The organism is Mycolicibacterium grossiae, assembly GCF_008329645.1.
GTDB classification, from domain to species: Bacteria; Actinomycetota; Actinomycetes; order Mycobacteriales; family Mycobacteriaceae; genus Mycobacterium; species Mycobacterium grossiae.
Genome location: NZ_CP043474.1, coordinates 5554547 through 5580877, shown reverse-complemented (window position 1 = coordinate 5580877; position 26331 = coordinate 5554547). Strand labels below are relative to the sequence as shown.

Here is a 26331-nt window from a genome sequence, read left to right as displayed (position 1 = left end):
CAGACCCATTGCTCACCGAGCCCGAGGAGAACGCCATGGCCAACCAGCTCGACGCTGCGGCCCCACCCGATCCGCCCCGCAAGAAGGACCGTACGCACTGGCTGTACATCGGCGTCATCGTTGCCGTCGTCGCCGGTGTGGTGGTGGGCCTGCTGGCCCCCGAGGTCGGCAAGAGCGTCGGCGTCCTCGGCACGATGTTCGTGAACCTCATCAAGATGATGATCGCGCCGGTCATCTTCTGCACCATCGTGTTGGGCATCGGCTCGGTCCGCAAGGCCGCCACGGTCGGCAAGGTGGGCGGCCTGGCGTTCGTCTACTTCCTGGTGATGTCGACGTTCGCCCTGGCGATCGGCCTGGTGGTCGGCAACATCCTGCACCCGGGCAGCGGTCTGCAGCTCTCCGAGAGCGCGGCGGCCAAGGGCGCTCAGTACGCCGAGACCGCCCACGAGTCCGGCGGTCTGCTGGACTTCGTGCAGGGCATCATCCCGGAGACGATGTTCTCGGCGCTGACGGCCGGCAGCGTGCTGCAGGCGCTGTTCATCGCGCTGCTCGTCGGGTTCGCGCTGCAGGGCATGGGCAGCGCGGGCGAGCCGGCGCTGCGCGCCATCGCGTCGCTGCAGAAGCTGGTGTTCAAGGTCCTGGTGATGATCCTGTGGCTGGCGCCGATCGGCGCATTCGGCGCGATCGCCAACGTCGTCGGGCAGACCGGCTGGACCGCGGTGACGCAGCTGCTCGGCCTCATGCTCGGCTTCTACATCACCTGCATCCTGTTCGTCTTCGGCGTGCTGGGCGTGCTGCTGCGCGTGGTGGCCGGGGTCTCGATCTTCAAGCTGGTCCGCTACCTGGCGCGCGAGTACCTGCTCATCGTGTCCACGTCGTCCTCGGAATCCGCGTTGCCGCGCCTGATCGCCAAGATGGAGCACCTGGGCGTCGAGCGCACCACGGTCGGCGTGGTGGTGCCCACCGGTTACTCGTTCAACCTGGACGGCACGGCGATCTACCTGACCATGGCGTCGCTGTTCATCGCCGGCGCGCTGGGCGACCCGCTGTCGCTCGGCGAGCAGATCGGCCTGCTGGTGTTCATGATCGTGGCGTCGAAGGGCGCGGCCGGGGTGACGGGCGCCGGGTTGGCGACCCTCGCCGGCGGCCTGCAGGCGCACCGGCCAGACCTGCTCGACGGCGTCGGCCTGATCGTCGGCATCGACCGCTTCATGTCCGAAGCCCGTGCGCTGACCAACTTCTCGGGCAACGCCGTCGCCACGCTGCTGGTGGGGTCGTGGACGCACACCGTCGACAAGGACCGCGTCGATGCCGTGCTGCGCGGCGACGATCCCTTCGACGAGCTGACGATGGTGGACGACGACCACGGCCGCGTGGACGAGGAGCCCACCGGCAAGCGGGTGCCCGAACCGGCCTAGCCGCACCGACGAGAAGGGCCCGGCCGCCCGGCGGTTACCGCGGGAGGCCGGGCCCTTCTTCGTGCGCCGGTCAGCAGACCAGCGACACCGACACCGTCTGGCTGGTCACCTGCGGGACGAGCAGCCGGTTGCCGTTGCCGCCGAGCCCGGGTCCGATGTAGGGGACCAGCTGCGACACGGTCTGCGGGTTGCGGACGCTGGTCACCGTGCACTGATCGATCGGGCCGGTGCCCACCTTGTCGATGTTCACCGTGTAGCCCTGCGACTGCAGGCGGGCGATGACCTCGCCGGCGGTTTCGCCGTCGTCGGCGCTCGCCAGGCCCGTCGGCACCAGCGCGGCGCCCACGATGCCGAGGGTCGCGGCGATCAGCGTCTTGGTCGTGCGCATGCTCAGTGCCTTCCGTCGTGTGATGTTCGATCATCCCTCACTGGGAGCCCGCTGGGAACTCCGGCGGTCACCGGGTGCAGTCCAGCGACACCGAGATCGACTTGCTCTTGATCACCGGCACGACGTCCCAGTCGATGCTGCCGTCGGCGTTGCGGCCGTCCGCGACGCGGATGTACTCGGTGACGGTCTGGGGATTGCGCACGCCGGTGACGACGCAGTCGTCGAGGGCGCCACTGCCGACGCGGTCGACGTTGACGGTGTAGCCAGAGTCCTGCAGGCGCGAGATGGTCTGCTGCGGAGTCTCTTCGGCGTGCGCGACCGCCGTGGGCCCGAGCAGGGCGACGGCGGCGGACGCGAGGCACGAGGCGAGGACGATGGCTGGACGCATGGGTGCGCCCCCTTCTTGGTTCACGTGGTTCCCGACACCTGACGTATCGCCCGCGGCGGTGCGGACGTTGCAGGTGAGCGGCGAATTGCGCCGACGGCGAACGCGCCGGCGCTAGCATCGCGGCCAACCGAAGGGATGACGATGCGCAGCACGATGCAGGACGTTCCACTGACCGTCACGACCATCCTGCGGCACGCCCAGGGCGTCAACGGGGACCGCACGGTGACCTCGGCGCTCGGCGACGGCCGCTACCGCACGACGTCCTACCGCGACCTCGGCGACGAGGTCGGCCGGCTCGCCAACGCGCTGCGCGGTCTCGGCATCACCGGGGACGAGCGGGTGGGCACCTTCCTGTGGAACACCACCGAGCATCTCGCGGTGTACCTGGCGGCGCCGGCGATGGGCGCGGTCCTGCACACGCTGAACATCCGGCTCGCGCCGGAACAGATCGCGTTCATCGCCAACGAGGCCGAGGACCGGGTGATCGTCGCCGACGCGTCGCTGCTGGGTCTCCTCGCGCCCGTGCTGCCGCTGCTGCGCACCGTGCGCACTGTGGTGCTGACCGGTGACGGCGACCCGTCGGCGCTCGACGCCGCCGGGCTGACCGTGCTGCGCTACGACGAGCTGCTGGGCGGACAGTCGCCCGACCACCCGTGGCCGACGCTCGACGAAACCGATGCTGCGGCAATGTGTTACACCAGCGGCACCACCGGCAACCCCAAGGGCGTCGTCTACAGCCACCGGTCGACGTTCCTGCACACCATGGCGACGTGCACCACGAACGTGCTGGGCGTCGGCGTCGCCGATCGCGTGCTGCCGATCGTCCCGATGTTCCACGCCAACGCCTGGGGCCTGCCGTACGCCGCGCTGATGGCGGGTGCCGACCTGCTGCTGCCCGACCGGTTCACCGACGCCGCGTCCCTGGTGCACGCCATCGAGACGCACCGACCGACCCTCGCGGCCGCCGTGCCGGCCATCTGGAACGACGTGGCGACCTACCTCGACCGCGAACCGGGACACGACATCTCGTCGCTACGCCTGATCTCCTGCGGCGGGTCGGCGGTCCCGGTGACCCTGATGCGGACGTTCGAGGAGCGTCACGGCGTGCTCGTCCAACAGGCGTGGGGCATGACCGAGACGTCGCCGGTCGCCACGGTCGCCGCGCCGATGCCCGACGCGACGGGGGAGGAGCGCTGGCGCCAGCGCGCCACCCAGGGCAGGCCGACGTGCGGCGTCGAGGTCCGCGTCGTCGCCGACGACGGTACGGAACTGCCCCGCGACGGCACGACCGTCGGGGAGATCGAGGTGCGGGGCCCGTGGATCACCGGCGGCTACCACCTCGGTCGCGACGCCGAGAAGTTCGCCGACGGCTGGCTGCGCACCGGCGACGTCGGCACCGTGGAAGCCGCGGGCTACGTCACGTTGACCGACAGGGCCAAGGACGTCATCAAGTCCGGCGGCGAATGGGTGTCCTCGGTGGAATTGGAGAACCACCTCATCGGCCACCCGGCCGTCCTCGAGGCCGCTGTCGTCGGCGTCCCGGACGACCGCTGGCAGGAACGCCCGCTCGCGGTCGTCGTCCTGCACGACGGCGCATCGGCGACCCCGGACGAACTGCGCGACTTCCTCGCCGACAGGGTCGTCCGCTGGTGGCTGCCGGAGCGGTGGACCTTCGTCGACCACGTCCCGCGCACCAGCGTGGGCAAGTACGACAAGAAGACGATCCGCGCCCGGTACGCCGACGGGGCCTACGAGGTCGTCGGGCCGTAGCTCGCTAGCCGCCGTCCTCGGCGTCGACGTCGTCGCCCTCGGCCTGGTTCGGCTGCTCGGTGGTGGAACTGGTCATGTCGGGATCGGCATCGGGGTCCCCGTTGCCGGATCCCACGGAGTCGGGTCTGCTCATGTGACCGACGTACCCAGACGCGGCGCGCGCAATCCGTTTGACGGTGCGCGAGACGGCTAATCCCTCTGCCATGAGCACCGACGATGTCGACACCACCACCGCCAACGATCTGGGCGGCGCCGAGGACATGCTGAGCCCAATGGAGTCGACCGACTCCGATGACGTCCTCAATGACGACGGCGACGAGGTCGTGGATCCGCCCGAGGGGTGGAGCGGTGTGACCAAGTTCGGGATGTCCGCCGAGGAGGAGCGCGAGGGCGAATCGCTCGACCAGCGGCTCGCGGAGGAGGAGCCCGACGTCACCGCGGACACGATCGACGAGCGCGACGCCGACGCCGACGAGGTGGTCGACGCGGAGGGGGCCATCGACGGCTCCGACGCGGCGACCAGCGAGGCCGGCGTGCACCGGGGCCAGATCGACGGCGCACCGGAGGACGGCGAATCGCTGTTCCCGGTGGTCGAGGACGTGACGAGGAAGAGCGACGAGCCATGAGCGACACCGACCTGCCCATCCCCGACTTCGACCAGCTCTCGCTGGGGGATCTGCGCCACCGCATCCGCTCACTCGATGCCGAGCAGCTGAACGCGGTGCTCACCCACGAAGCCGGCCACGCCGCCCGCGTGCCGGTGCTGGAGATCCTCGAGGCGCGCCAGCGCGAACTCGAGGACGGCGCCCTGCCGTCGCCGGGTGACCCGACGAACGCGCCCCCGGTGCAGGGCGCGTCGGGCGGATCGCCCGTCCAGGAGTCCACCGCGGCGCAGGCCACGTCGCCGCTGCGGCACGGCGTCGCCAACCAGACGCCGGCGCGCGGCAAGCCCTAGCGGACCGCGCGCTGATAGGCGGTGACGACCGCCGCCCCGCCGAGGCCGATGTTGTGCTGCAACGCGGCGGTCACGCCGTCCACCTGACGGGCGTCGGCGTCCCCGCGCAGCTGCCACGTGAGTTCGGCGCACTGTGCCAGGCCGGTCGCCCCCAGCGGGTGGCCCTTGGAGATCAGCCCGCCCGACGGGTTCACCACCCAGCGGCCGCCGTAGGTCGTCTGGCCGCCGTCGATCAACGCGGGCGCCTCGCCCTCGGCGCACAGGCCCAGCGCCTCGTACAGCAGGAGTTCGTTGGCCGAGAAGCAGTCGTGCAGCTCGATCACCTGGAAGTCCTCCGGTCCGAGACCGGCCTGCTCGTACACCCGCTGGGCGGCCTGGACGTTCATGTCGTAGCCGATGACGTTGCGGGCGCTGCCGTCGAAGGTGCTGGCGAAGTCGGTGGTCATCGCCTGACCCACGATTTCGACGGCCCGCTCGGCCAGCCCGTGCGTGGCTGCGTACTCCTCGCTCACCAGGACCGCCGCGCCGGAGCCGTCCGACGTCGGTGAGCACTGCAGCTTGGTCAGCGGATCGGAGATCATCCGCGCGCCCAGGACGTCGTCGAGCGAGTACTCCTCCTGGAACTGGGCGTACGGGTTGTTCACCGAATGCTTGTGGTTCTTGTGGCCGATCTTCGCGAAGTGCTCGGCCGTGCTGCCGTACTTCTTCATGTGCTCCCGGCCGGCCGCCCCGAACATCCACGGCGCCACCGGGAAGCCGAACTCGTCGATCTCGGCCAGGGCCTTGACGTGCCGGCCGAGGGGCGACTCGCGGTCCTCGGCGCCGCCGCCGAGGGAGCCCGGCTGCATCTTCTCGAACCCGAGCGCCAGGACGCAGTCGGCGAGTCCGCCGCGAATCGCCTGAGCGGCCAGGTACAGCGCCGTCGACCCGGTCGAGCAGTTGTTGTTGACGTTGACGATCGGGATGCCGGTCATGCCGAGTTCGTACAGCGCACGCTGCCCCGACGTGGAGTCTCCCGAGCAGTACCCGACGTAGCCCTGCTCGACCTCGGTGTAGGCGATGCCGGCGTCGGCGAGGGCCTTGGTGCCGGACTCGCGGGCCATGTCCGGGTAGTCCCAGCCCTCCCGGCGGCCGGGCTTCTCGAACCTCGTCATCCCGACTCCGGCGACGAATACCCGGTTGGCGTTCCTGGCCATGGCAGCTCCCTCCGCTTGCGTGTCAGGGCAACGTAACCCACCGACGCCGGGGAACCCGGAGTCATCTCAGCTGTAGTTCAACCACCAGTCGTGCAACGCGTTCATGTCGGTGCTCTGCACGTCGGCGAGCACGAGTTCGTCGTGCTGGGTCCACATCACGTCGGCGTTGCCCTGATACGTTCCGCACGCCACCTGACCCGCGACGACGTCGGGTGCGCGCTCGTAGTTCCAGTCGGCGGGCGACTCGGTGGCGCTGCCGGGGCAGCGGAACAGTTCGTCGTTCTCGGCGATCGACTCGTTGAAGTGCTGATCGAGCTGATCGCGGTCGCCGAACAGCGAATACCGCGCGGCATTCGGGCCGCCCGGCTGCGTCGATTGCCCGCAGTCGACCGTCGCCAGTGCGCCGGGGGCCGGCGGCGAGGCGACCTCGCAGACGCTGGTCGGGTAGGTGGACGGGATGAGGGCCAGCAGTGCGTCGGCGGATGCGCTGGGCGCCTCCGGCCGGGTGGTCGGCGTCCTGCTCCGCGACGTCGACGGGCGTGCACTGCTCGGCGTCGACGCCGCCGTGGGCGTACCGGGACCCGACGCCGCGTCGTTCGACCGCGTCACCAGGACGACGCCGATCGCGGTGAGTGCGATGACCGCGACGCCGACGACCGCGGCAATCGGAAGCCACGGAACCTTGTCTGCGCGAGTCGCATTTGGCCCCGGCGGGCCGCCGAACGGGGCCGGCGGGGGACCGTACGGCTGCCACGGCGGTGGGCCGTAGGGCGGGGCTGGCGGGGTGGCGCCGTAGGGCGGGGGTGGCGGGGTGGCGCCGTAGGGCTGGGGGTAGCTGCCCGGCGGCGGACCGTAGTGCGGCGGTGGCATGGTTGCGCCGTACGCGGTCGGTGCGTAGGCCGGTGGCAGGGGCGCCGGGTCGGGCATGGGGCCCGGGACTGGGTCGGACGCCGGGCCGGACATGGTGGTGGCGGCCTGCCCGCGGGCGAGGATGGTCGCGGCCTGGTCCTGGTCTCGGGCGGTGAGGGCCTCGGTCGCGGCCATCGCCAGTTCGCCGGCCGAGGCGTAGCGGTCCGCCGCCTGCTTCGCCATGCCGCGCGCGATCACCGCGTCGAATGCCGTTGACACACCGGGTCGTAGAACACTCGGCTGCGGGATCGGCTGCATCAGATGTGCCGTGATGACGGAGCTGACACTGTCGGCGACGAACGGCTGCGCGCCGGTCAGGCACTCGTGGAGCACGCAGGTCAGCGCGTACACGTCGGCGCGCGGGGTGACCTCCCCGCCGGAGAACCGTTCCGGCGCCGTGTAGGCGTACGTGCCGACTGCGGTGCCGAGTTCGGAGAGCTTCTCGTCGCTGACGGCGCTCGCGATGCCGAAGTCCGCCAGGAAGGCGAAATCGTCACGGGTGACGAGGACGTTCTCGGGCCTGACGTCGCGGTGCAGGATGCCGCTCGCGTGGGCGGCGTCGAGCGCCGATGCCACCTGCCGGACGATGGCGACGGCGCGCGCCGGGGTCAGCGGCCCGAAGCCCCTCAGCAGCTGTCGCAGATCAGACCCGTCGATCATCCTCGTGTCGACGTACAGCGTGCCGTCGATCTCGCCGTAGTCGTGAATCGGCACGACGTGCGGCTCCTGCAGCCGTCCGGCCGCGTGCGCCTCGCGCTGTAGCCGGGTACGGAACACGGGGTCGTCAGAGACGTTCTGCGACAACAGCTTCAGTGAGACGATGCGGTCCTTGACGGTGTCCTGGGCCTCGTAGACCTCACCCATGCCGCCCTTGCCGATCAGCCGCAGCAGGCGGTAGGGCCCGAACTGGGTACCCTCGCGCGACGCCGGCTCGCTCATGCGCCGTCTCCTCGGATCGTCGGCACCGGGTCAGCGGGTCGAGTGCCAGCTTGCACCCTAGTGCGTCCACGAGGGACGGACAGGGGATCCGCAGGCGCTGCGGAGTCGACGGCGCCGAACCACCCGCCCGCCGCGCCCGCGTGGTGTATGTCTTGACTAGAACGTGTTCCAGTTCCTCGGAAGGGCGGCGGCATGGCGTTGCGCGTGGTGCAGTGGGCGACCGGAGGAGTGGGCGTGGCCGCGATCCGGGGCGTCCTCGACCATCCCGACCTGGAACTGGCGGGGTGCTGGGTGCATTCGGAGGCCAAGAGCGGGCGTGACGTCGGCGACCTGATCGGCTCGGCGGCACTCGGCGTCACGGCGACCAATGACGTCGACGCGATCCTGGCCCTCGACGCGGACGCCGTCGTCTACGCGCCCCTGGTGCCCAACCCCGACGAGGTGGCGGCGCTGCTGCGCTCGGGCAAGAACGTCGTGACGCCGGTGGGCTGGTTCTATCCGGGGGAGACCGACGGCGCACCGTTGCGGGCGGCGGCACTCGAGGGCGGCGTCACGCTGCACGGCACCGGAATCGCCCCCGGCGGCATCAGCGACAAGTTCCCGCTGATGATGTCGATCATGTCGACGGGCGTGACCTTCGTTCGCGCCGAGGAGTTCTCGGATCTGCGGACCTACGACGCACCCGACGTGCTGCGCTACGTGATGGGCTTCGGCGACACCCCGGACAAGGCGCTGAGCGGACCGATGCAGAAGCTGCTCGACGGCGGCTTCATCCAGTCGGTCAAGATGATCGTCGATCAGATCGGCTTCGCCGCCGACCCGCGGATCCGTGCCACCCAGGAGGTTGCCGTCGCCACCGCACCGATCGCCTGCCCGCTCGGGACGATCGATCCGGGCCAGGTGGCCGGGCGCAAGTTCCACTGGGAGGCGCTCGTCGGCGACGAGGTCGTCGTCCGGGTCACGGTCAACTGGCTCATGGGGCAGGAGAACCTCGACCCGCCCTGGTCGTTCGGCGCGGCCGGCGAGCGCTACGAGATGGAGGCCAAGGGCGACCCGGACTTCAGCGTCGTCGTCAAGGGCTTCCAACCCGAGTCCGTCGCGGCCGGCCTGGAGTCGAACAACGGCATCGTCGCGACCGCCGCGCACTGCGTGAACTCCGTGCCCGCCGTCTGCGCCGCATCACCCGGCATCGCCACCTACCTCGACCTGCCGCTCGTCAGCGGCAAGGCTGCGCCCCACCTCCGCTAGCCCCCGCCGTTCGGCGGAAATTGGAGCAGCGGCGCGGGCGTCGGTCAGGGCTGGACGAGGATGCGGATCGGGTCGCCCTCGGCGTTCTCCAGCATTTCGATGCCGCGGGCCACGTCCTCGAGTCCGACGACGGCGCTGATCGACCGGGACAGATCGAGGCGGCCGCGGGACACCAGCGTGGCGAGAGTGCCGATGTCGGCGTTCTGATAGCCGAGGTGGCCGAGTACCTGACGTTTGAACAGGTTGAAGATCGACGTGGGCCCGATGTTCGGCACGTCGGCGCTCATCCCGATGCCGACGAGTCGGCCGCCGACGGTCAGCGCGTTGAGCGCCTGCTCGAACGTCGACGCGATGCCGACCGCGTCGAAGGCGACGTTGAGGTTGAGGCCGCCGGTCGCCTCGGCGATCTTGGCGGGAAGCGCGTCGTCGCGGGCGTCGAAGGCGTAGTCGGCGCCCACGTCCAGCGCGCGCTGCAGGATGGCGGGCTTCACGTCGACGGCGATGATCGGGGCGGCGCCGACGAGGCGGGCGAGCTGGATGACGTGCGTGCCGAGGCCGCCGACACCCCACACGCCAACCGATTCGCCGATGCCGACGTCGGCGGTCCGCACGACGGCGCCGAACGGCGTCGACACCGCGTCGGCGAGGATCGCAGCCTGCTCGAGCGGCACGTTGTCCGGGATCCTGGTCAGCCCGAACGCCTGGGCGACGGTGTACTCGGCCCACGCCCCGTCGTAGGCGAATGCCATCAGCCGGATGCGCAGGCAGTTCGACATGTCGCCGCGCCGGCAGTTCGGGCACTCGAGGCACGGCTTGCCCGCGGCGACGACGACGCGGTCGCCCTCCGCCCATCCCGTGACGCCGGGGCCCAGCGCGGCGATGGTGCCCGACGCCTCGTGTCCCTGCGTGACCACGGGCAGCTGCGACGGGAACGTGCCGTTGATCAGGCTGAGGTCGGAATGGCAGATGCCGCAGAAGGCCACCTTGACGAGCACCTCACCCGGGCCGGGCTGGGGGATCGGGACGTCCTCCACGGCAACGGTTTTCGAGTCCGCGTAGAACCGCTGGGCCCGCATGGTGTCGGCCATCTCGCTCCGTTCGTCAGGCGGTCCAGTGCTCCTGGGCTGCTCCCGCCATCATGGCGCAGCGCCGCGCGGGTGGGCAACGAGGGCCGACGGCCCGCACGGCGTCCGCGGGCCGCTGGCAGACTCGCTTCCCGTGACGACGCGTGGACTGGTACTCGCCGGCGGCGGACTGGCGGGCATCGCCTGGGAGACCGGTGTGCTGTGCGGCATCGCCGACGCGGAACCCGCGGCGGCGCGGACGCTGCTGGCGGCGGACGTCCTGGTCGGCACGTCGGCCGGTTCGACGGTCGCCGCGCAGGTGTCCAGCGGCACTCCGCTCGACGAACTCTTCGCCCGCCAGGTCTCGCCGACGACCTTCGAGATCGACTCCGGTGTCGACATCGCCACGCTCACCGAGTCGTTCGCCGGGGCGGTGCTGACGCCCGGCCTCACCGCGACCGAGAAGTTGCAGCGGATCGGGGCCATCGCGGCGGCAGCCGACACCGTGCCGGAAGCCGTGCGACGCGGGGTGATCGAGCACCGGTTGCCGTCGCACGCCTGGCCGAACCGGGTGCTTCGGGTGACCGCGGTGGACATCGAGACCGGTGAACTCGTGGTGCTGGACGCGTCGTCGGGGGTGCCCCTGGTCGACGCGGTGGCGGCGAGCTGCGCGGTGCCCGGCGCGTGGCCACCGGTCACGGTCGGCGATCGGCGCTTCATGGACGGCGGCGTCGCCAGCACCGTCAATCTGGTGGCGGCGGCGGACTGCGGCACGGTGGTGGCGCTGCTCCCATCGGGGGAGGACTCGCCGTCGCCGTTCGGCGCCGGAGCAGCGGCGGAGGTCGCCGGCTTCGGCGGCCGCGCGCTCGGGATCTTCGCCGACGACGAGGCGCTCGCCGCCTTCGGGCCGAACCCGCTCGACCCGGCCTGCCGGGCACCCTCGGCGCACGCCGGGCGGGCGCAGGGACGGCGGGAAGCCGCGCGGGTGGCGGGCTTTCTCGGCGCCTGACGCGTCAGTCGGTGTACCTCGGGCCCCGAAGCGTCAATCGGGGTTCCTCGGGCCCCGACGCGTCAGTCGGCACCCGCGCGGCCGACGAAGGTGTCGAGCGCCAGCGCGGCGAGTTCCTGGCCGATCTCCACGACCTCGGCCGCACGGTGAAACTCGAGGCTGCGGCAGGCGTTGCGTGGCACCTCGATGAGCAGGTCCGGAGGATAGGCGGCCAGGGTGTGCCGCATCAGGGCGGCTTGGGCGATGTCGATGGTGCGGTTCATCACCTCGAAGCCACCGAGCTTGGGCACCGGCATGGGCAGGGGATCCGCGTCCGTCGTCGCGGCCGCGATCTCCGCGTCGGTGGCCTCGACGGCGTCCTCCGCGTCGGCCTCGGCGGCGGCGCTGAATCGGCTCAGGACGGTGCGCGCGGCGGGGGTGTCGAGCACGGCGCGCGCGGCCGTCGTGTCCAGCAACGCGGTGGTGTTGCGCCACATGCGGCTCAGCAGTTCACCCGTGGAACGGGCGTCGGGTGCGTGGTCCTCGGGTTCGGGACGGAAGCGGGAGTGCTGCGGGTCGTCGCCGTTGAGGCTCACCGCGATCACGAGGTCGGCGTTGATCGCCGCGATCGGCGCCATCGGCAGCGGGTCGAGGATGCCGCCGTCGGCCAGCAGCCGGCCGTCGAGGACGTGCGGCGTGATGACGCCCGGAATCGCGATCGAGGCGCGGATCGCGGCGTCGACCGGGCCGCGCTGCAGCCACACCGATTTGCCGGCGATCAGGTCGGTGCTGACGGAGGTGTACGGGATCGGCAGCTCCTCGATCCGCACGTCGCCGAGGATCTCCCGGACGGCGTCGAGGATCTTCTCCGCCCGCAGGACGCCCGCGGCGGTCAACGAGGGGTCGAGCAGCCGGAGGACGGCCCGCTGGGTGAGTGAGCTGGCCCACGCGGTGTACTCGTCGAGTTTGCCGGCCGCATGCAGGCCGCCGACCAGGGCGCCCATGGAGGATCCGGCGACGCCAACGACGTCGTGGCCGCGGTCGCGGAGTTCGTTGATGACGCCGATGTGAGCGTATCCCCGGGCGCCGCCGCTGCCGAGCGCCAATGCCACGCGCATGCGTCACATCATGCCCGGTGCGGCCTCCCGCTCCCGCGTGAGGTCAGGTGTCGGGGTTCAGCAGCCGACGCGGCTGAAGAACGCGACCGAGACGAGGCCGATGATGAAGGCCACGGTGGGCTGGCCGCTGGTCAGAGCCACCACGACACCACTGATCGCGGCGACGGCGATCAGGAGCAGCAGCAGGCCCATGAGGACCCGCATGCCGTTGATCGACCCGCCGGCGGCGGGGGGAAGTGCGGTGTTGGACGTGTCCAACCCGTCGTCATGCGATCCGATCATGCCCGTCCTCTCCGACAGTGATGCGGGACACAGCATATCGCGTTTTGTGATGCACGCCACTACACGTAGATCGGCTAATTTCTTCGCGTCGCTCAACCGTCGATTGTTTGCCAAGCTAAGCGACAGCGAACCGCGGAATACCGTGACATGTCACGTAGTTGAGTCGGGCAGCAGGCGGGAACCACCGCCTGACGAGGACAGGAGAAGGACATGGGATCTCTGGATGGAAAGACGGCTCTGGTCACGGGCGGCACCTCGGGCATCGGGCTCGCGGCCGCACACCGCCTCGCCGCCGAGGGCGCGCACGTATTCATCACCGGCCGTACGCAATCCCGCGTCGACGAGGCCGCGCGGCAGATCGGCGGCGGCGTCACCGGCGTCGCCAGCGACGTGACCGTCGCCGCCGACCTGGACCGGCTGGCGGACGCCATCCGCGAGCGCGGCGCCGGGCTCGACGTCCTGTTCGCCAACGCGGGCGGCGGCGAGTTCGCGACACTGGAGGAGGAAACGCCCCAGCGTCTGACCGACACCTTCAACCGCAACGTCGGCGGCACGGTGTTCACCGTGCAGAAGATGCTCCCGCTGCTCAACGAGGGCGCGTCGGTCATCCTCGCCGGATCGACCGCCGCCACCCGCGGCACCCCGGCGTTCGGCGCCTACGCCGCGTCCAAGGCGGCCGTCCGGTCGTTCGGCCGCACCTGGGCAGCCGAACTCGCCGGCCGCAGCATCCGCGTCAACACCCTGGTGCCGGGACCCGTCGAGACGCCCGGGCTGACCGAGTTGGCGCCTCCCGGGCAGGAGCAGGAACTGCTCGACGCCCAGGCGGCCTCGCTGCCGATGCACCGCGTCGGTCGGCCGAGCGAACTCGCGAACGTCGTCGCCTTCCTGGCCTCGGACGCCAGCAGCTTCATGACCGGTTCCGAGGTCTTCGTCGACGGCGGCGCCAACCAGGTCTAGATCACGTCCGGACGTGGCAGGGTGCCCTCGCGCAACAGGTTCTCGTAGACCTCGGTGAGAATCCGCGCGAGGGCATCCACGCCGTCGGCGGCCACGTCGCCGAAGAACGCCGCACGAACCCACGCCGCGTGCTTCGGCGCGGCCGCCGTCAACTGGTCCCACCCGGCGTCCGCGAGCACCACGTCGGTGCCGCGCCCGTCGGTCGCCGAGGACGCGCGTTCGACGAGCCCGCGCGCCGTCATCCGCACCAGGTGGTGGGACAGCCGGCTGCGCTCCCACCCGATGGTGGTCGCCAACGCGGTGAGCTGCATGCGCCGGTCCGGGGCCTGGGACAACGCATTGAGCACCGTGTAATCCCCCAGCGACAGCCCACATTCGTTCTGCAACTGCCGATTCATCTCGTACTCGAGACGGTGGTACACCCGCATGTAGCTCAGCCAGGCGCGCTGCTGCGGCGGGCTCAGCGGGTACTCGTCGTCAGGCATCGGCCGGGGTTTCGCTAGCCGTGATTCGAAACCGTCAGCCGCACAGGTCGTCGGCTGCCGCCTCCGCGGCGACGATCACCGCGGCCTGGCGCTCCGGCGGCAACGCCGACCACGGGGTGTTGAACGTCCCCGGGCCCGCCGAGTCCGTCGTCTGCAGGTCCTTCAGGTAGGGCTCGAACTGCCCCTTCAGGTCCCCGCCCTGCTGCGTCATCCACGTCTTGGCCGCTGAGCAGGCCTGGAAGTACTCGGTTTCGGTGGAGGCGGCCGGCGCGCCGACCGCGGTCGTGACGCCGCCCGGGGAGACGCCGACCTGGCCGGGCTCGGCAACGTGCGTCTCGGTCGTGGCCGGCGCCGACGACGACGCGGGCGACTGGCTCTGGGATGGCTGGGTACCACCCGAGTCGGTCCCCGAGGAACAACCGGAGAGGAGGGCAGCGCCGATGGCCGTCGCGGCCGTCCACATCGTCACGGGGTTGGTGCGCATGCCGCCAATCTATGCAACACTCGCCGACGTGCTGGAGCGGACCACCTGTCGGGAGTGTTGTCGGGCTTGACGCCCCGTCCCCCGACCCGTCCGTACCCCCTGGGAGTCTCCCGCCATGTCCGTCGTCTCGTTTGCGCCCCCGTCCACCGTCGCACCCACCCGGTTGCGGCTTCCCGATCTGCTGCTCGCCACCGACCGTGCCGCCGAGCACGTCCTGTCCGGGCGCTACGAACGCCTGCTGCCCGCCGGCGGACCGCCCACCGACGAGCGCTGGTTCACCCGCCTGCACGGTGACGACGAACTGGACGTCTGGCTGATCAGCTGGGTGCCCGAGCGCTCCACGCAGCTGCACGACCACGGCGGCTCGCTCGGCGCGCTGACCGTCGTCTCCGGCGCGCTGGACGAAACACGGTGGGACGGTGACGCGTTGCGCACCCGCCACCTCGAGGCCGGCGATCAGGCGGGCTTCCCCCTCGGTTGGGTGCACGACGTGGTGTGGGCGCCGGAGACCGTCACCGTGAGCGGGCCGACGCTGTCCGTGCACGCCTACTCGCCACCGCTGACGGCGATGTCCTACTACGACGTGACGGCACGTAATACGCTGCGCCGCAATCGGACCGAGCTGACCGACAAGCCGGAGGGCGACTGAGGTGACCACGGGTGGTTCGAGCCGCATCGACGGCGTCCTGGCCGCGGCCCGCGCACGCCTTCAGCGGATCGAGGCGGATGACGTGCCCGCTGCCCTCGAGCGGGGGGCGCTGCTCGTCGACATCCGACCAGCGGCACAGCGGGCCCGAGAGGGCGAGGTGGCACGAGCACTGGTGATCGAGCGCAACGTGCTGGAGTGGCGCTGCGACCCGACGAGCGACGCGCGCATTCCCGAGGCCGTCGGCGACGACGTCGAATGGGTGGTGCTGTGCTCGGAGGGCTACACCTCCAGCCTCGCGGCCGCCGCGCTGCAGGACCTCGGGCTCGCGAAGGCAACCGACGTCATCGGCGGCTACCAGGCGCTCAAGGCGAACGGCGTGCTGCCCCGACTCGACTGATCACTCGTCGGAGCGCAACATCGGCCGCAGCCGTTCGGTCTTCTCCGGCGTCCAGCCCGGCGGCCGCAGGATCGCCGCCCAGGCGTTCGCGACGTCGCGCACGTAGACGTGCCCGTGCCCGTCGGGAACGTCGACGGCGACGGCCATGTCGGCCGACACCTGCAGGAACGTCACGACCGGAATCCACTCCATCTCCGGCGAAACGTCTTGGCCCCGCGGTTCGGCGAGCCAGTCGGGCCTTTGAAACAGCAGATCCGGTGTCCACCACGCGATGGGGTCCGAGGCGTGCTGCAGATACACCACGCGCGGCTCGCCCCACGGGTCCGCGGGCCGGTTGAGGTTCTCCGCGCGCGCGGCGAAGCGCACGTTCTCGCCCCGGTCGTAGATCGGCAGCCACTCCGGTGACCCGGGGTCGCGGTTGGCGGTCAGATCCGTCCAGATCGTGTTGTTGAACGTGGGTCCGGAGAACAGCGCGCCGTCGGTGCGGGCCACCAGGTTGTTGAGCGCCAGGAACGGTGCCTCGCCACCGAAGGAGCCCAGGCTCTCGCCGAACACCACCAGGCGTGGGCGCTGGTCCTCCGGCAGAGCGCGCACCAGTTCGTCGACCGCCTCGAACAGTGCCTGGCCGGCCTGGCGCGCGTTCTCCTTGTCCACCAGGAACGACAGCCAGCTCGGCAGGAACGAGTACTGCATCGACACGATCGCGGTGTCGCCGTTGAACATGTACTCCAGCGCGGTGGCCTCGGCCTCGTTGATCCAGCCCGTCCCGGTGGTGGTGGCGACCGCGATCACTCGGCGCTGCAGGCCGCCGGTGCGGACCAGTTCGCGCGCCGCCAGCGCCGCGGTGGCCTTGATGCCGTCGGCCGAATTCAGTCCCGCATAAGCGCGGATCGGCTCGACGGCGTTGCCGCCGTTGAAGGCGTTCAGCTGCTGCACCGTCGGACCGTTCGCCATGAACATCCGGCCCTGGTGGCCCAGCGACTCCCAGCTCACCAGCGAGCCGGGACCGCCGGACCGCAAACCCGTCGTCGGCGCCGCGATGTCCGGGTCGGTCTCGTCGTTGGCGGCCGAGAACGTCGAGTTGATGACGTCCATCGCCACCCGCGCGACCACGCCGTTGAGCAGGGCGATGGTCAGCGCCAGCAGCGCCGTCACCGTCACGACGGCCGAAACCCGGGGCGGCGCAATGCGATCGAGCTTGGCGTCGAGGAACCGGACCAGGCGGCCGATGAGCTGGCCGACCTCCACGAACGCGAACAGGAAGACGATCGACAGCACGGCCGTGAGCGGGTGGTCCCAGAACGTCATGCGCGGCACGCCCATCAGGTCGCGGACGTCGTCCTGCCACTGGTGGAACCAGACGATCGCCAGCGCCTGGCCGATGACCGCCACGACGATCAGGGCGAGCCAGGCCCGCGGCGGTGCGTGCGGCGAGCTGTCCTTCGACCGCATGAACCGGACCAGCCAGACGCCGAAGACGCCGAGGCCGTAGCCGAAAGCGCCTGCGGCGCCGCTGACGAGACCCTGGAACAGTGGTCCGCGCGGCAGCAGCGACGGTGACAGCGACAGCCAGATGAACACCAGGCCGGTGGCCGTGCCGAAGAAGGTGTAGTGCCGCAGCCACCAGGCAGGCTGCGCGGGTGCCGCGGTGTCGGGCTCGACCGGCACGACGGGCTCCTGCGGAGAGGCCTTGGTGTCGGTGTCGGTCACCCGCGAATGCTAACGGTGGCGGAACTCCGGCGTGCGCTTCTCGACGAACGCCGCCATCCCCTCGGTCTGGTCCTCGGTGGCGAAGGACGAGTGGAACAGCCGCCGCTCGTAGAGCAGACCCTCGGACAGCGTGGTCTCGAACGCCCGGTCGACGGCCTCCTTCGCCATCCGCGCCGCCGACAGCGACATGCCGGCGATCGTCGCGGCGACGGCGTTGGCCTCGTCGAGCAGCGCGTCCGCGGGGACGACGCGGGACACCAGCCCGGCGCGCTCGGCCTCCTCGGCGTCCATGTTCCGGCCGGTGAGGATGAGGTCCATCGCCTTGGCCTTGCCGATCGCGCGGGTGAGGCGCTGGCTGCCGCCCATGCCGGGCAGCACGCCGAGCTTGATCTCCGGCTGCCCGAACTTCGCCGTGTCCGCGGCGATCAGGACGTCGCACATCATCGCCAGCTCGCAACCGCCGCCCAGCGCGTAGCCCGCCACCGCGGCGATGGTCGGCGTCCGCGTCGCGGCGAAGTCGGCCCACGGCGCGAAGAAGTCGCGCGCGAAGACGTCGGCGAAGGACAGGTCCGCCATCTCCTTGATGTCGGCACCCGCCGCGAACGCCCGCTCGCTGCCCGTGAGGATGATCGCGCCGACGCCCGGGTCGGCGTCGAGTTCGGCTGCCGCGCCGGTGACCTCGGCCATCACCTGGCTGTTGAGCGCGTTCAGTGCCTTGGGCCGGTTGAGCGTGATGGTCGCGACGCGGTCGGTCCGCGTCACCAGGATGGTCTCGTAGCTCATGACTCGGCTCCTTCTCGCTGCGGTCCTCGTTCGTCCCTCACTGCGATCCTCACTCGTCGTCACCGTCGTAGTCGCTCATGTTCACTCCTGTCCGGGGAAGGTCAAATCGGGGTCGGCGGAGTCGAAGTAGGCCTCGACGTCATCCTCGGAGCACTGCTCGAGGGTGGCGGGCTTCCACTGCGGATTGCGGTCCTTGTCCACGAGCAGCGCGCGGATGCCCTCGACCAGGTCGTGCGAGGCGAGCGCCGCGACCGACGTCCGGAACTCCTGTCGCAGCACGTCTTCGAGCGTGTCGAGGTCGGCGGCGCGGCGCACGGCGGCGAGGGTCACCGACAGCGCGATCGGTGAGCGGGACGCGATGAGGTCCGCGGCGGCGGTCGCGGGCTCGCTGCCCTGGCTGCGCAGCGCGGCGAGGACGTCGCTCACCGACGCGCCGGCGTAACACTCGTCGATCCAGTCCCGGTGCGCGAGTAGCGGACTCGCGGGAGGTTCGACGGCATGGGTGGCCAGGGCCGCGTCGACGCCGTCGGCGACCACCGCGGCGGCGAATGCATCGAGCGCGTCGTGCGGGACGAGGTGGTCGGCGAAGCCCATCGCGACCGCGTCGGCCCCGGTGAACGGTGCGCCGGTGAGCGCCGCGTGCAGACCCAGCCGGCCCGGCGCCCGCGAGAGCAGGTAGGTGCCGCCGACGTCGGGGATGAAGCCGATGCCGACCTCGGGCATGCCGACCTTGGTGGTGTCGGTGACGACGCGGACGCTGCCGTGCGCGCTCACCCCGACGCCGCCGCCCATCACGATGCCGTCCATCACCGCGACGTACGGCTTCGGATAGTTCGCGATGCGGGCGTTGAGGACGTACTCGTCGTGCCAGAAGGCGCGGGTCTTGGCACCGCCCACCTGGGCGTCGTGGTAGATCGCGACGACGTCACCACCGGCGCACAGCCCGCGCTCACCGGCGCCGGTCAGCAGCACGGTGTGCACGGCGTCGTCGTCGGCCCAGCGTTCCAACGCCTTCGCGATCCCGGCGACCATGTGGTCGGTGAGCGAGTTGATCGCCTTGGGCCTGTTGAGCGTCAGCCGTCCGACGCCGTTCTCGACACTTACTAGGAGATCCTCGTTTTCCGCCACGCCTGCAATCTAGATCGTCGGCCTGCGGAGCCGGGCGACGGGTGCCGCCCGCCTGAGAGGTTTCACAGCATTCTCGCAATATTCGGCCGACGAAAGTCGACGCCGGGGAACCATGTCTGCCACGCTGGTCGTTGATGAGGTGTTCGTCAGCAGACGACACCAGAGCACAGGAGAGGATCCGACGGTGCGCGAGAGCAGCAACCCGGTGTTCCGTTCGCTGCCCAAGGGGCAGCAGGGCGGATACGCGCAGTTCGGTACCGGAGCAGCCGGCTACGGTGCCCAGGCGGTACACGCCGACCCCTACACGGCGCAGCAGTACCCCGATCAGCGGCAGACGGGCGTGTCCCGGCCGCTGACCATCGATGACGTCGTCACCAAGACGGGCATCACGCTGGCCGTCCTCTCGGCGGTCGCGGTCGTGTCCTACTTCCTGGTGGCATCCAACCTGTCCCTGGCGGCGCCGTTCGCGCTCGTCGGCGGCCTGGGCGGCTTCGTCCTCGTGATGATCGCGACGTTCGGCCGCAAGCAGGACAGCCCCGCCATCGTGCTGTCCTACGCGGCGCTCGAGGGCCTGTTCCTCGGCTCGATCTCGTTCATCCTGGCCAACCTGGTGGTGTCCGGCGCCAATGCCGGCGCCCTGATCAGCCAAGCGATCCTGGGCACGATCGGCGTCTTCGTCGGCATGCTGGTGGTCTACAAGACCGGCGCCATCCGCGTCACCCCGAAGTTCACCCGCATGCTGGTCGCCGGCATGTTCGGCGTGCTGATCCTGGCGCTGGGCAACCTGGTGCTGGGCATGTTCGGCGTCGGCGGCGGTGAGGGCCTCGGCCTGCGCAGCGGCGGACCCATCGCGATCATCTTCTCGCTGGTCTGCATCGCGCTCGCGGCGTTCAGCTTCCTGCTGGACTTCGACGCGGCCGATCAGATGATCCGCGCCGGTGCGCCGGAGAAGGCCGCCTGGGGCGTCGCCCTCGGCCTGACCGTCACCCTGGTGTGGCTGTACCTCGAGATCCTGCGGCTGCTGTCGTACTTCAACAGCGACTAGTAGCCCTACCCCGAGAGCCCGGCACGTGTCCCGTGCCGGGCTTTCGCCTTTTCGGGGGGGCTTGGGGGCCTGGAGTGCTTGGAGTGCTTTGGGTGCGCCGAGACTGCTAACAGATCGCGATTCATCCACAGATTGCGATCTGACAGCAGACTCGGCGCAAGGGTTGGGGCGACGGTGGACGCGTGTACATCCACCGCCAGCCCTTCCTCGGCAGTGAGGCATTCGACAGTGGTCTCGTCCGCAAGCACGAGCTGCGCCGTGACTACGTCCTGCTCTTCCCCGATGTATATCTCCACCGCGACGTCACGCCGACACTGACGCACCGGGCACGCGCCGCGTGGCTGTGGTCGCATCGTGAGGGCGTACTCGCCGGGCTGACGGCGTCCGCGATGCATGGCGCGAAATGGGTCGACGATGCGCTTCCGGTGGAAGTGATCTGGCCGAACGCCCGCCGGCCGGAGGGGCTGCGCACGTACGACTATCGCCTGCACCAGGACGAGTACACGTCCGTGGCCGACATGCGCATCACCACCGTCACGCGGACGGCGTTCGACATCGGCCGACGCCGGAGCTTCCTGGACGCGGTGTGCCGACTGGATGCTCTCGGCAACGCCACCCGATTCGACGTCGATGACGTGCTTGCACTGGCGAAGCGGCATCGCGGTGCGCGCCGCGTGCGCCAACTCGTCGCGGCGCTCGCCATCCACGACGCCGGGGCGGAGTCGCCGAAGGAGACGTGGTTGCGACTCGTGCTACTCGACGCCGGCTTCCCACGTCCGCGGACGCAGATCCCCGTGCTCGGTGTCAACGGACGGGCCCGCTATTACCTCGACATGGGGTGGGACGACGTATCCGTCGCCGTGGAGTACGACGGCGAGCACCACCGCACCGACCGGGCGAGCTATCGACACGACATCATCCGCATGGAGTACTTGCAATCGCTCCGGTGGCGGGTCGTCCGCGTGACCGCCGACGACCGCGCACCTGACATCGTGCGGCGTGTGCACGCAGCTCGAACACCGAGACTGCTGTGAGATCGCAGTTCAGGCCGCGAACGCGATCTCACAGCAGTCTCGGCGAAGGGAGGGGGGGATTTAAGAGAGGCGCTCCACGACCATCGCCATGCCCTGGCCGCCGCCGACGCACATCGACTCGATGCCGAAGGTCTTGTCGTGGGTGGCGAGGTTGTTGAGCAGGGTGGCGGTGATGCGGGCGCCGGTCATGCCGAAGGGGTGGCCGAGGGCGATGGCGCCACCGGAGACGTTCAGCTTGTCCTCGTCGATGCCGAGTTCGCGTGCCGAGCCGAGCACCTGGACGGCGAAGGCCTCGTTGATCTCGACGAGGTCGATGTCGGAGATCTGCTTGCCCGCCTTGCCGAGCGCCTTGCGGATCGCCTCGATCGGGCCGAGGCCCATGATCTCCGGCGACAGGCCGGACACGCCCGTCGACACGATGCGGGCGAGCGGCGTCAGGCCCAGCTCCTTGGCCTTCGTGTCGCTCATGATGACCACGGCGGCGGCACCGTCGTTCAGCGGGCAGGCGTTGCCGGCGGTGATGGTGCCGTTGGGCCGGAACACCGGCTTCAGCTGGCTGACCTTCTCGTAGCTGGTGCCCGCACGCGGGCCGTCGTCGGTGGTGACGGTGGTGCCGTCGGGCAGCGTGACCGGGGAGATCTCGCGCTCGAAGAAGCCGCTCTTGATCGCGTCCTCGGCCCGGTTCTGCGACCGCACGCCCCAGTGGTCCTGATCCTCGCGGCTGATGCCGGTGTGCAGCGCGACGTTCTCGGCGGTCTGACCCATGGCGATGTAGACGTCGGGAACCAGCCCGTCCTCGCGCGGGTCGTGCCACTCGTCGGCACCCTCGGCTTGCTTTGCCGTGCGCGCCTGCGCCTCGTCGAAGAGCGCGTTCTTGCTGTTCGGCGCACCGTCGGCTGCGCCGACGCCGAAGCGCGACACCGTCTCGACGCCGGCCGAGATGAACACGTCGCCCTCGCCGGCCTTGATCGCGTGGAACGCCATGCGGGTGGTCTGCAGCGACGAGGAGCAGTACCGGTTCACCGTGGTGCCGGGCAGGAAGTCGTAGCCGAGTTCGACGGCGACGGCGCGGGCGATGTTGTAGCCGGCCTCACCGGCGGGCTGCGCGCAGCCCATCATGAGGTCGTCGATGTCGCGCGGGTCCAGCGACGGCACCTTGTCGAGCGCGGCGCGCACCATCTGCGCGGCGAGGTCGTCGGGACGCATGGTGGCCAGCGACCCCTTGACGGCCCGGCCGATCGGCGAGCGGGCAGTGGCGACGATGACGGCTTCGGGCATGGGGTCTCCTAGGCGGGAACGGCGCGGGATGCGCCGGCTGGTCGAGAGCTGATCCGAACCTAGCCCGTCGCCGGAGCGACGATCGGCGCGGGTACGCCCGTGGTGCGCCGCCACAGCCGGCTGACGCTGCTCAGCCGGGCCAGCAACGGGCCGCCGTCGGCCGAGCGGGACTCCAGCGGCTCGTCGGTCTCGGTCTCCGACGAGCAGACCTCGAGCGCCTCGCACAGCGCGGGCAGCAGCTGCTGGGCGGCCAGGGCGTAGCCCGCCGCCGACGGGTGGAACATGTCGGAGGAGAACAGCACCTCGGGCGCCTTGTAGAACTCCGGCGCCAGCAGGTCGGAGAAGGGGACCGGCACGCCGCCCGCGCTGCGCACCGCGGCGGCTTGCAACCGCGCCAGTCGCAGCCCCCGGGTCCGGGCGACGAGCCGCAGCGGCTGTGGGATGGCGGTGATGACGCCGAAGTCCGGGCAGGTGCCGACGACGACGACGGCGCCGCTGGCACGCAGCCGGGCCACCGCCGCGCCCACCCGGCGGGCCGACGGCGTGAGGCCGTTGACGGCGGTGACGTCGTTGGCGCCGATCATCACGACCGCCGCGTCGGGCGGGGGGCCGGCCACGAACATCGCGTCGATCTGCCCGGACAAACCCTTCGACGTGGCGCCGACGATCGCCTTGGTGCTGAGTCGGATCCGCTTGCCGGACTCCGCCGCGAGGCCGCGGGCGATGAGGACGCCGGGCACCTCGTCGGCGTTCGTGCAGCCGTAGCCGGTGGCGGTCGAGTCGCCGAAGATCATCAGGTGCAGGTCGAAGGGGACCCCGCGGAACCACTTCTCCACCGGGCCGCCGTCGGGGGAGTAGACGCCGTCCGCGCGCGGCGGGACGTCCCACGCCTTCGGGATGATCTGCCGGGCTTGGTCGGCCTGCCCGCTCAGGAGCATGCGGAGGCCGTAGTAGCCCGACCCCAGCGTGGCGGCCGCCGCCACGGCGACGGTCGACGTACGAGCCCCCCGGGATGGTTTGCCCACGCAGTCAGTTTAGAACGGCGATCCACGGGTTACAGAGAGCGCACCCGAGGGGACGGTTACGTTGCGGTATCAACTCCGGAACGAAGAGGTTCTCGCAATCGACGGACGAATCGGGCCGTGCCAAGCTAAATTACCTGGTCAGGCTAAGTAATAGCAGGAACAGGCTCTACATCGGCGTAGAAGGTGGTGGCGATGACGGCACCGAGCAAGGTCCCCGGCGTAGCTGGTCCGCGGGTCGGTCCAGCTAGGGCGCACAAGGGCCGACGGTTCCCGGTCAGTGACGGAGCGCCGGTCGAGGTGGTCGAAGACGGTCCGAGTCTGGCTGCCCGGCTGTTTGCCCTGGGCGCCTCGCTGACCATCAAGCCAACCCTCGTCGTCGGTAGCCTCGCGCCGCGTCTGCCCTGGCCGTGGGGAGTGCTGGACTTCGCGGCCCGTGCACTGCGTCCGGCGCCGGGCACCATTCGCGCGACGATCTCGCTGCCGAACTGCACCGCGCAGTTGGTGCGCGCGGCCGGCGTCCTCCCCGCCGACGGCAAGCGCAGCGTCGTGCTCTACCTGCACGGCGGCGCGTTCCTGACCTGCGGCGTCAACACCCACGGGCGGATGGTGACGGCGCTGTCCAAGTTCTCCGACAGCCCCTGCCTGGTGGTCAACTACCGGATGATCCCCAAGCATTCGATCGGCCAGGCGCTCGAGGACTGCCACGACGCCTACCGCTGGCTGCGCCTCAAGGGCTACGAGCCGGACCAGATCGTGCTGGCGGGCGACTCCGCCGGCGGGTACCTGTCGCTCGCGCTGGCCGAGAAGCTGCAGCTCGAGGGTGAGCTGCCCGCCGCGGTGGTCACCATGTCGCCGCTGTTCGAACTCGACAACGAGGGCCGGGCCCAGCACCCGAACATCCGCACCGACGCGATGTTCCCGCCGCAGGCGTTCGGCGCGCTGATCGAGTTGATCGAGGCGGCCAACGCCAAGCAGGGCGAGGACGTCTACGAGCCGCTCGACCACATCGAGCCCGGTCTGCCCCGCACGCTGATCCACGTGTCCGGCTCGGAGGTGCTGCTCAGCGATGCACGCAAGGCCGCGCACATGCTCGCCGCGGTCGGCGTCCCCGTCGAGGTCCGGGTCTGGCCCGGTCAGATGCACGTCTTCCAGATCGGCGGCCCGGCGGTCAAGGAGGCGACGCGGTCGCTCAAGCAGATCGGCGACTACATTCGCGAGGCCACTTGGTGAGGAGTTCGCGGGCCTGACACGATGGACCCATGCGGATCGCGGGCCACGTCAGTGAACTCATCGGCAACACCCCCCTGGTACGGCTGACCTCCGTTGTGCCCGAGGGGTCCGGTCTCGTCGCCGCGAAGGTCGAGTACCTGAACCCGGGCGGCAGCTCCAAGGACCGCATCGCCATCAAGATGATCGACGCGGCCGAGGCGAGTGGCGAACTCAAGCCCGGCGGCACCATCGTCGAACCGACGTCCGGCAACACCGGCGTCGGACTGGCGCTCGTCGCGCAGCAGCGCGGGTACAAGTGCATCTTCGTCTGCCCGGACAAGGTCAGCGAGGACAAGCGAAACGTGTTGCGCGCGTACGGCGCCGAGGTGGTCGTGTGCCCGACCGCGGTTGCGCCGGACGACCCGGACAGCTACTACAGCGTCTCCAACAGGCTCACCACGGAGATCGACGGCGCGTGGAAGCCCGACCAGTACTCCAACCCGATGGGCCCGGAGAGCCACTACGAGACCACTGGCCCCGAGATCTGGGCCGACACCGACGGCAAGATCACGCACTTCGTCGCGGGCGTCGGCACCGGCGGCACCATCACCGGGACCGGGCGCTACCTCAAGGAGGTGTCCGGAGGCCGGGTGAAGATCATCGGCGTCGACCCCGAGGGTTCGGTCTACTCGGGCGGCACCGGGCGCCCCTACCTGGTCGAGGGCGTCGGCGAGGACTTCTGGCCCTCGGCCTACGACCCGGCCGTGCCGGACGAGATCATCGCGGTGTCGGATGCGGACTCCTTCGAGATGACCCGGCGCCTCGCCCGCGAGGAGGCGCTGCTGGTCGGTGGGTCCTGCGGCATGGCGGCCGTCGGGGCGATCCGGGTCGCCGAGCGCGAGGGCCCGGACGCCGTGGTCGTGGTGCTGCTCCCCGACGGTGGGCGCGGCTACCTGTCCAAGGTCTTCAACGACGCGTGGATGTCGTCCTACGGGTTCCTGCGGACCCGACTCGACGGCTCGGTGCAGCAGCCCACGGTGGGAGACGTGTTGCGCGGCAAGTCCGGTGCGCTGCCGGACCTGGTGCACACCCACCCGGCGGAGACGGTGCGCGACGCGGTCGGCATCCTGCGGGAGTACGGGGTGTCGCAGATGCCGGTGGTCGGCGCCGAGCCGCCGGTGATGGCCGGCGAGGTCGCCGGCAGCGTGTCCGAACGCGACCTGCTCTCAGCGGTTTTCGAAGGCCGGGCCAAGCTCGCCGACGCGGTGGCCGATCACATGGGTCCGCCGCTGCCGCTGATCGGTGCCGGCGAGCTGGTGAGCACGGCCGCCAAGGCGCTGCGCGAGTGCGACGCCGTCATGGTGGTGGAGGAGGGCAAGCCGGTGGGCGTCCTGACCCGGCACGACCTGCTCGGCTTCCTGTCCGACGGCAACACGCGGCGCTGAACAGGCGTTTCGCCGTCGTCCGCACACGCGAAAGCCGTT

General features: G+C 70.5%; 28 protein-coding genes. 13 read left to right on the top strand and 15 right to left on the bottom strand.

Features of this window, described 5'->3' with window-relative positions:
• The first annotated feature begins 35 nt into the window (after nucleotides 1–35).
• A complete protein-coding gene (locus tag FZ046_RS26685; RefSeq protein ID WP_070351828.1) occupies nucleotides 36–1418 on the top strand; it encodes a cation:dicarboxylate symporter family transporter in 1383 nt (460 codons plus the stop codon).
• Between the two features lie 70 nt (nucleotides 1419–1488).
• On the opposite strand, the gene FZ046_RS26680 is transcribed toward FZ046_RS26685, so the two are convergent.
• Together FZ046_RS26680 and FZ046_RS26675 are read right to left on the bottom strand one after the other, a co-directional pair.
• The gene (locus FZ046_RS26680) at nucleotides 1489–1806 is read right to left on the bottom strand and encodes a hypothetical protein (RefSeq protein ID WP_070351792.1); all 318 of its coding nucleotides are present in this window, start codon (nucleotides 1804–1806) and stop codon (nucleotides 1489–1491) included.
• A gap of 67 nt (nucleotides 1807–1873) precedes the next feature.
• Nucleotides 1874–2194, bottom strand: a complete 321-nt coding sequence (locus FZ046_RS26675; RefSeq protein WP_070351791.1) for a hypothetical protein — start codon at nucleotides 2192–2194, stop codon at nucleotides 1874–1876.
• Nucleotides 2195–2335: 141 nt separating this feature from the next.
• On the opposite strand from FZ046_RS26675, the gene FZ046_RS26670 reads away from it, so the two are divergent.
• Entirely contained in the window at nucleotides 2336–3964 is a 1629-nt protein-coding gene (locus FZ046_RS26670; RefSeq protein WP_070351827.1) for a fatty acid--CoA ligase, read from the top strand.
• 4 nt (nucleotides 3965–3968) lie between these two features.
• On the opposite strand, the gene FZ046_RS28210 is transcribed toward FZ046_RS26670, so the two are convergent.
• On the bottom strand, nucleotides 3969–4097 hold the full coding sequence (locus FZ046_RS28210; RefSeq protein WP_256277764.1) for a hypothetical protein: 129 nt from the start codon (nucleotides 4095–4097) through the stop codon (nucleotides 3969–3971).
• 70 nt (nucleotides 4098–4167) lie between these two features.
• Here FZ046_RS28210 and FZ046_RS26665 point away from each other — a divergent pair, with 70 nt between their 5' ends.
• Both FZ046_RS26665 and FZ046_RS26660 read left to right on the top strand, forming a co-directional pair.
• Nucleotides 4168–4590, top strand: coding sequence for a hypothetical protein (locus FZ046_RS26665; protein WP_070351790.1), 423 nt, complete (start codon nucleotides 4168–4170; stop codon nucleotides 4588–4590).
• Complete coding sequence (locus FZ046_RS26660) at nucleotides 4587–4919, top strand: DUF8129 domain-containing protein (RefSeq protein WP_070351789.1); 333 nt, start codon at nucleotides 4587–4589, stop codon at nucleotides 4917–4919. Before FZ046_RS26665 ends, FZ046_RS26660 begins: the two co-directional genes overlap by 4 nt.
• Here the strand turns inward: FZ046_RS26660 and FZ046_RS26655 are convergent.
• Both FZ046_RS26655 and FZ046_RS26650 read right to left on the bottom strand, forming a co-directional pair.
• Entirely contained in the window at nucleotides 4916–6115 is a 1200-nt protein-coding gene (locus tag FZ046_RS26655; protein WP_070351788.1) for a lipid-transfer protein, read from the bottom strand. The two genes, FZ046_RS26660 and FZ046_RS26655, sit on opposite strands and share 4 nt — an antisense overlap.
• Nucleotides 6116–6181: 66 nt before the next feature.
• The gene (locus FZ046_RS26650) at nucleotides 6182–7963 is read right to left on the bottom strand and encodes a serine/threonine-protein kinase (protein ID WP_070351787.1); all 1782 of its coding nucleotides are present in this window, start codon (nucleotides 7961–7963) and stop codon (nucleotides 6182–6184) included.
• 192 nt (nucleotides 7964–8155) lie between these two features.
• Between FZ046_RS26650 and FZ046_RS26645 the strand changes: the two genes are divergently transcribed.
• A complete protein-coding gene (locus FZ046_RS26645) occupies nucleotides 8156–9211 on the top strand; it encodes an NAD(P)H-dependent amine dehydrogenase family protein (protein ID WP_070351786.1) in 1056 nt (351 codons plus the stop codon).
• A gap of 44 nt (nucleotides 9212–9255) precedes the next feature.
• Here the strand turns inward: FZ046_RS26645 and FZ046_RS26640 are convergent, their stop codons facing one another.
• Nucleotides 9256–10299, bottom strand: coding sequence for a zinc-binding dehydrogenase (locus FZ046_RS26640; protein ID WP_070351785.1), 1044 nt, complete (start codon nucleotides 10297–10299; stop codon nucleotides 9256–9258).
• Nucleotides 10300–10429: 130 nt separating this feature from the next.
• Between FZ046_RS26640 and FZ046_RS26635 the strand changes: the two genes are divergently transcribed.
• The gene (locus FZ046_RS26635) at nucleotides 10430–11284 is read left to right on the top strand and encodes a patatin-like phospholipase family protein (protein WP_246182867.1); all 855 of its coding nucleotides are present in this window, start codon (nucleotides 10430–10432) and stop codon (nucleotides 11282–11284) included.
• A gap of 62 nt (nucleotides 11285–11346) precedes the next feature.
• Here the strand turns inward: FZ046_RS26635 and FZ046_RS26630 are convergent, their stop codons facing one another.
• Both FZ046_RS26630 and FZ046_RS26625 read right to left on the bottom strand, forming a co-directional pair.
• Nucleotides 11347–12381 carry a patatin-like phospholipase family protein gene (locus tag FZ046_RS26630; RefSeq protein WP_070351784.1) on the bottom strand — a complete coding sequence of 345 codons (1035 nt, stop codon included), beginning with the start codon at nucleotides 12379–12381 and terminating at the stop codon, nucleotides 11347–11349.
• A 57-nt stretch (nucleotides 12382–12438) separates the two neighbouring features.
• Nucleotides 12439–12663, bottom strand: coding sequence for a hypothetical protein (locus tag FZ046_RS26625; protein WP_070351783.1), 225 nt, complete (start codon nucleotides 12661–12663; stop codon nucleotides 12439–12441).
• A 210-nt stretch (nucleotides 12664–12873) separates the two neighbouring features.
• Here FZ046_RS26625 and FZ046_RS26620 point away from each other — a divergent pair, with 210 nt between their 5' ends.
• Nucleotides 12874–13620, top strand: a complete 747-nt coding sequence (locus FZ046_RS26620; protein ID WP_070351782.1) for an SDR family NAD(P)-dependent oxidoreductase — start codon at nucleotides 12874–12876, stop codon at nucleotides 13618–13620.
• Here the strand turns inward: FZ046_RS26620 and FZ046_RS26615 are convergent.
• On the bottom strand, nucleotides 13617–14105 hold the full coding sequence (locus FZ046_RS26615; protein WP_070351781.1) for a MarR family winged helix-turn-helix transcriptional regulator: 489 nt from the start codon (nucleotides 14103–14105) through the stop codon (nucleotides 13617–13619). The two genes, FZ046_RS26620 and FZ046_RS26615, sit on opposite strands and share 4 nt — an antisense overlap.
• 34 nt (nucleotides 14106–14139) lie before the next feature.
• Entirely contained in the window at nucleotides 14140–14589 is a 450-nt protein-coding gene (gene lpqV / locus FZ046_RS26610; RefSeq protein ID WP_070351780.1) for a lipoprotein LpqV, read from the bottom strand.
• Nucleotides 14590–14704: 115 nt separating this feature from the next.
• Between lpqV and FZ046_RS26605 the strand changes: the two genes are divergently transcribed.
• Together FZ046_RS26605 and FZ046_RS26600 are read left to right on the top strand one after the other, a co-directional pair.
• Nucleotides 14705–15238, top strand: a complete 534-nt coding sequence (locus tag FZ046_RS26605) for a cysteine dioxygenase (protein WP_070351779.1) — start codon at nucleotides 14705–14707, stop codon at nucleotides 15236–15238.
• Nucleotide 15239: 1 nt separating this feature from the next.
• Nucleotides 15240–15635, top strand: a complete 396-nt coding sequence (locus tag FZ046_RS26600) for a rhodanese-like domain-containing protein (protein ID WP_070351778.1) — start codon at nucleotides 15240–15242, stop codon at nucleotides 15633–15635.
• Here the strand turns inward: FZ046_RS26600 and FZ046_RS26595 are convergent, their stop codons facing one another.
• The 3 genes from FZ046_RS26595 to FZ046_RS26585 all read right to left on the bottom strand — a co-directional run bounded on the left by FZ046_RS26595 (nucleotide 15636) and on the right by FZ046_RS26585 (nucleotide 19256).
• On the bottom strand, nucleotides 15636–17303 hold the full coding sequence (locus FZ046_RS26595) for an alpha/beta hydrolase (RefSeq protein WP_070351825.1): 1668 nt from the start codon (nucleotides 17301–17303) through the stop codon (nucleotides 15636–15638).
• Between the two features lie 51 nt (nucleotides 17304–17354).
• A complete protein-coding gene (locus FZ046_RS26590) occupies nucleotides 17355–18128 on the bottom strand; it encodes an enoyl-CoA hydratase (RefSeq protein ID WP_070351777.1) in 774 nt (257 codons plus the stop codon).
• 81 nt (nucleotides 18129–18209) lie between these two features.
• Complete coding sequence (locus FZ046_RS26585; RefSeq protein WP_070351776.1) at nucleotides 18210–19256, bottom strand: enoyl-CoA hydratase/isomerase family protein; 1047 nt, start codon at nucleotides 19254–19256, stop codon at nucleotides 18210–18212.
• A gap of 184 nt (nucleotides 19257–19440) precedes the next feature.
• Here FZ046_RS26585 and FZ046_RS26580 point away from each other — a divergent pair, with 184 nt between their 5' ends.
• Nucleotides 19441–20301: a Bax inhibitor-1/YccA family protein gene (locus tag FZ046_RS26580; protein WP_070351775.1), complete on the top strand. Its 861-nt coding sequence runs from the start codon at nucleotides 19441–19443 to the stop codon at nucleotides 20299–20301.
• Between the two features lie 188 nt (nucleotides 20302–20489).
• Entirely contained in the window at nucleotides 20490–21335 is an 846-nt protein-coding gene (locus tag FZ046_RS26575; RefSeq protein ID WP_070351824.1) for an endonuclease domain-containing protein, read from the top strand.
• Nucleotides 21336–21395: 60 nt separating this feature from the next.
• Here the strand turns inward: FZ046_RS26575 and FZ046_RS26570 are convergent, their stop codons facing one another.
• Nucleotides 21396–22613 (bottom strand): acetyl-CoA C-acetyltransferase, encoded by a 1218-nt coding sequence (locus FZ046_RS26570; protein WP_070351774.1) that lies wholly within the window; start codon nucleotides 22611–22613, stop codon nucleotides 21396–21398.
• 59 nt (nucleotides 22614–22672) lie between these two features.
• Entirely contained in the window at nucleotides 22673–23551 is an 879-nt protein-coding gene (locus tag FZ046_RS26565) for an SGNH/GDSL hydrolase family protein (protein ID WP_083298025.1), read from the bottom strand.
• A 279-nt stretch (nucleotides 23552–23830) separates the two neighbouring features.
• On the opposite strand from FZ046_RS26565, the gene FZ046_RS26560 reads away from it, so the two are divergent.
• A complete protein-coding gene (locus tag FZ046_RS26560) occupies nucleotides 23831–24868 on the top strand; it encodes an alpha/beta hydrolase fold domain-containing protein (protein WP_070351823.1) in 1038 nt (345 codons plus the stop codon).
• A 29-nt stretch (nucleotides 24869–24897) separates the two neighbouring features.
• Nucleotides 24898–26292 (top strand): cystathionine beta-synthase, encoded by a 1395-nt coding sequence (locus FZ046_RS26555; protein ID WP_070351772.1) that lies wholly within the window; start codon nucleotides 24898–24900, stop codon nucleotides 26290–26292.
• Nucleotides 26293–26331 lie beyond the last annotated feature (39 nt).

What these genes read in the sequence shown, in the direction of transcription:
- FZ046_RS26640 (WP_070351785.1), bottom strand. Translation starts at nt 10,299, where the DNA reads ATGGCCGACACCATGCGGGCCCAGCGGTTCTACGCGGACTCGAAAACC.
- FZ046_RS26655 (WP_070351788.1), bottom strand. Translation starts at nt 6,115, where the DNA reads ATGGCCAGGAACGCCAACCGGGTATTCGTCGCCGGAGTCGGGATGACG.
- FZ046_RS26680 (WP_070351792.1), bottom strand. Translation starts at nt 1,806, where the DNA reads ATGCGCACGACCAAGACGCTGATCGCCGCGACCCTCGGCATCGTGGGC.
- FZ046_RS26670 (WP_070351827.1), top strand. Translation starts at nt 2,336, where the DNA reads ATGCGCAGCACGATGCAGGACGTTCCACTGACCGTCACGACCATCCTG.
- FZ046_RS26625 (WP_070351783.1), bottom strand. Translation starts at nt 12,663, where the DNA reads ATGATCGGATCGCATGACGACGGGTTGGACACGTCCAACACCGCACTT.
- FZ046_RS26590 (WP_070351777.1), bottom strand. Translation starts at nt 18,128, where the DNA reads ATGAGCTACGAGACCATCCTGGTGACGCGGACCGACCGCGTCGCGACC.
- FZ046_RS26560 (WP_070351823.1), top strand. Translation starts at nt 23,831, where the DNA reads ATGACGGCACCGAGCAAGGTCCCCGGCGTAGCTGGTCCGCGGGTCGGT.
- FZ046_RS28210 (WP_256277764.1), bottom strand. Translation starts at nt 4,097, where the DNA reads ATGAGCAGACCCGACTCCGTGGGATCCGGCAACGGGGACCCCGATGCC.
- FZ046_RS26665 (WP_070351790.1), top strand. Translation starts at nt 4,168, where the DNA reads ATGAGCACCGACGATGTCGACACCACCACCGCCAACGATCTGGGCGGC.
- lpqV (WP_070351780.1), bottom strand. Translation starts at nt 14,589, where the DNA reads ATGCGCACCAACCCCGTGACGATGTGGACGGCCGCGACGGCCATCGGC.
- FZ046_RS26620 (WP_070351782.1), top strand. Translation starts at nt 12,874, where the DNA reads ATGGGATCTCTGGATGGAAAGACGGCTCTGGTCACGGGCGGCACCTCG.
- FZ046_RS26645 (WP_070351786.1), top strand. Translation starts at nt 8,156, where the DNA reads ATGGCGTTGCGCGTGGTGCAGTGGGCGACCGGAGGAGTGGGCGTGGCC.
- FZ046_RS26660 (WP_070351789.1), top strand. Translation starts at nt 4,587, where the DNA reads ATGAGCGACACCGACCTGCCCATCCCCGACTTCGACCAGCTCTCGCTG.
- FZ046_RS26555 (WP_070351772.1), top strand. Translation starts at nt 24,898, where the DNA reads ATGCGGATCGCGGGCCACGTCAGTGAACTCATCGGCAACACCCCCCTG.
- FZ046_RS26675 (WP_070351791.1), bottom strand. Translation starts at nt 2,194, where the DNA reads ATGCGTCCAGCCATCGTCCTCGCCTCGTGCCTCGCGTCCGCCGCCGTC.
- FZ046_RS26570 (WP_070351774.1), bottom strand. Translation starts at nt 22,613, where the DNA reads ATGCCCGAAGCCGTCATCGTCGCCACTGCCCGCTCGCCGATCGGCCGG.
- FZ046_RS26565 (WP_083298025.1), bottom strand. Translation starts at nt 23,551, where the DNA reads ATGCTCCTGAGCGGGCAGGCCGACCAAGCCCGGCAGATCATCCCGAAG.
- FZ046_RS26630 (WP_070351784.1), bottom strand. Translation starts at nt 12,381, where the DNA reads ATGCGCGTGGCATTGGCGCTCGGCAGCGGCGGCGCCCGGGGATACGCT.
- FZ046_RS26650 (WP_070351787.1), bottom strand. Translation starts at nt 7,963, where the DNA reads ATGAGCGAGCCGGCGTCGCGCGAGGGTACCCAGTTCGGGCCCTACCGC.
- FZ046_RS26605 (WP_070351779.1), top strand. Translation starts at nt 14,705, where the DNA reads ATGTCCGTCGTCTCGTTTGCGCCCCCGTCCACCGTCGCACCCACCCGG.
- FZ046_RS26685 (WP_070351828.1), top strand. Translation starts at nt 36, where the DNA reads ATGGCCAACCAGCTCGACGCTGCGGCCCCACCCGATCCGCCCCGCAAG.
- FZ046_RS26615 (WP_070351781.1), bottom strand. Translation starts at nt 14,105, where the DNA reads ATGCCTGACGACGAGTACCCGCTGAGCCCGCCGCAGCAGCGCGCCTGG.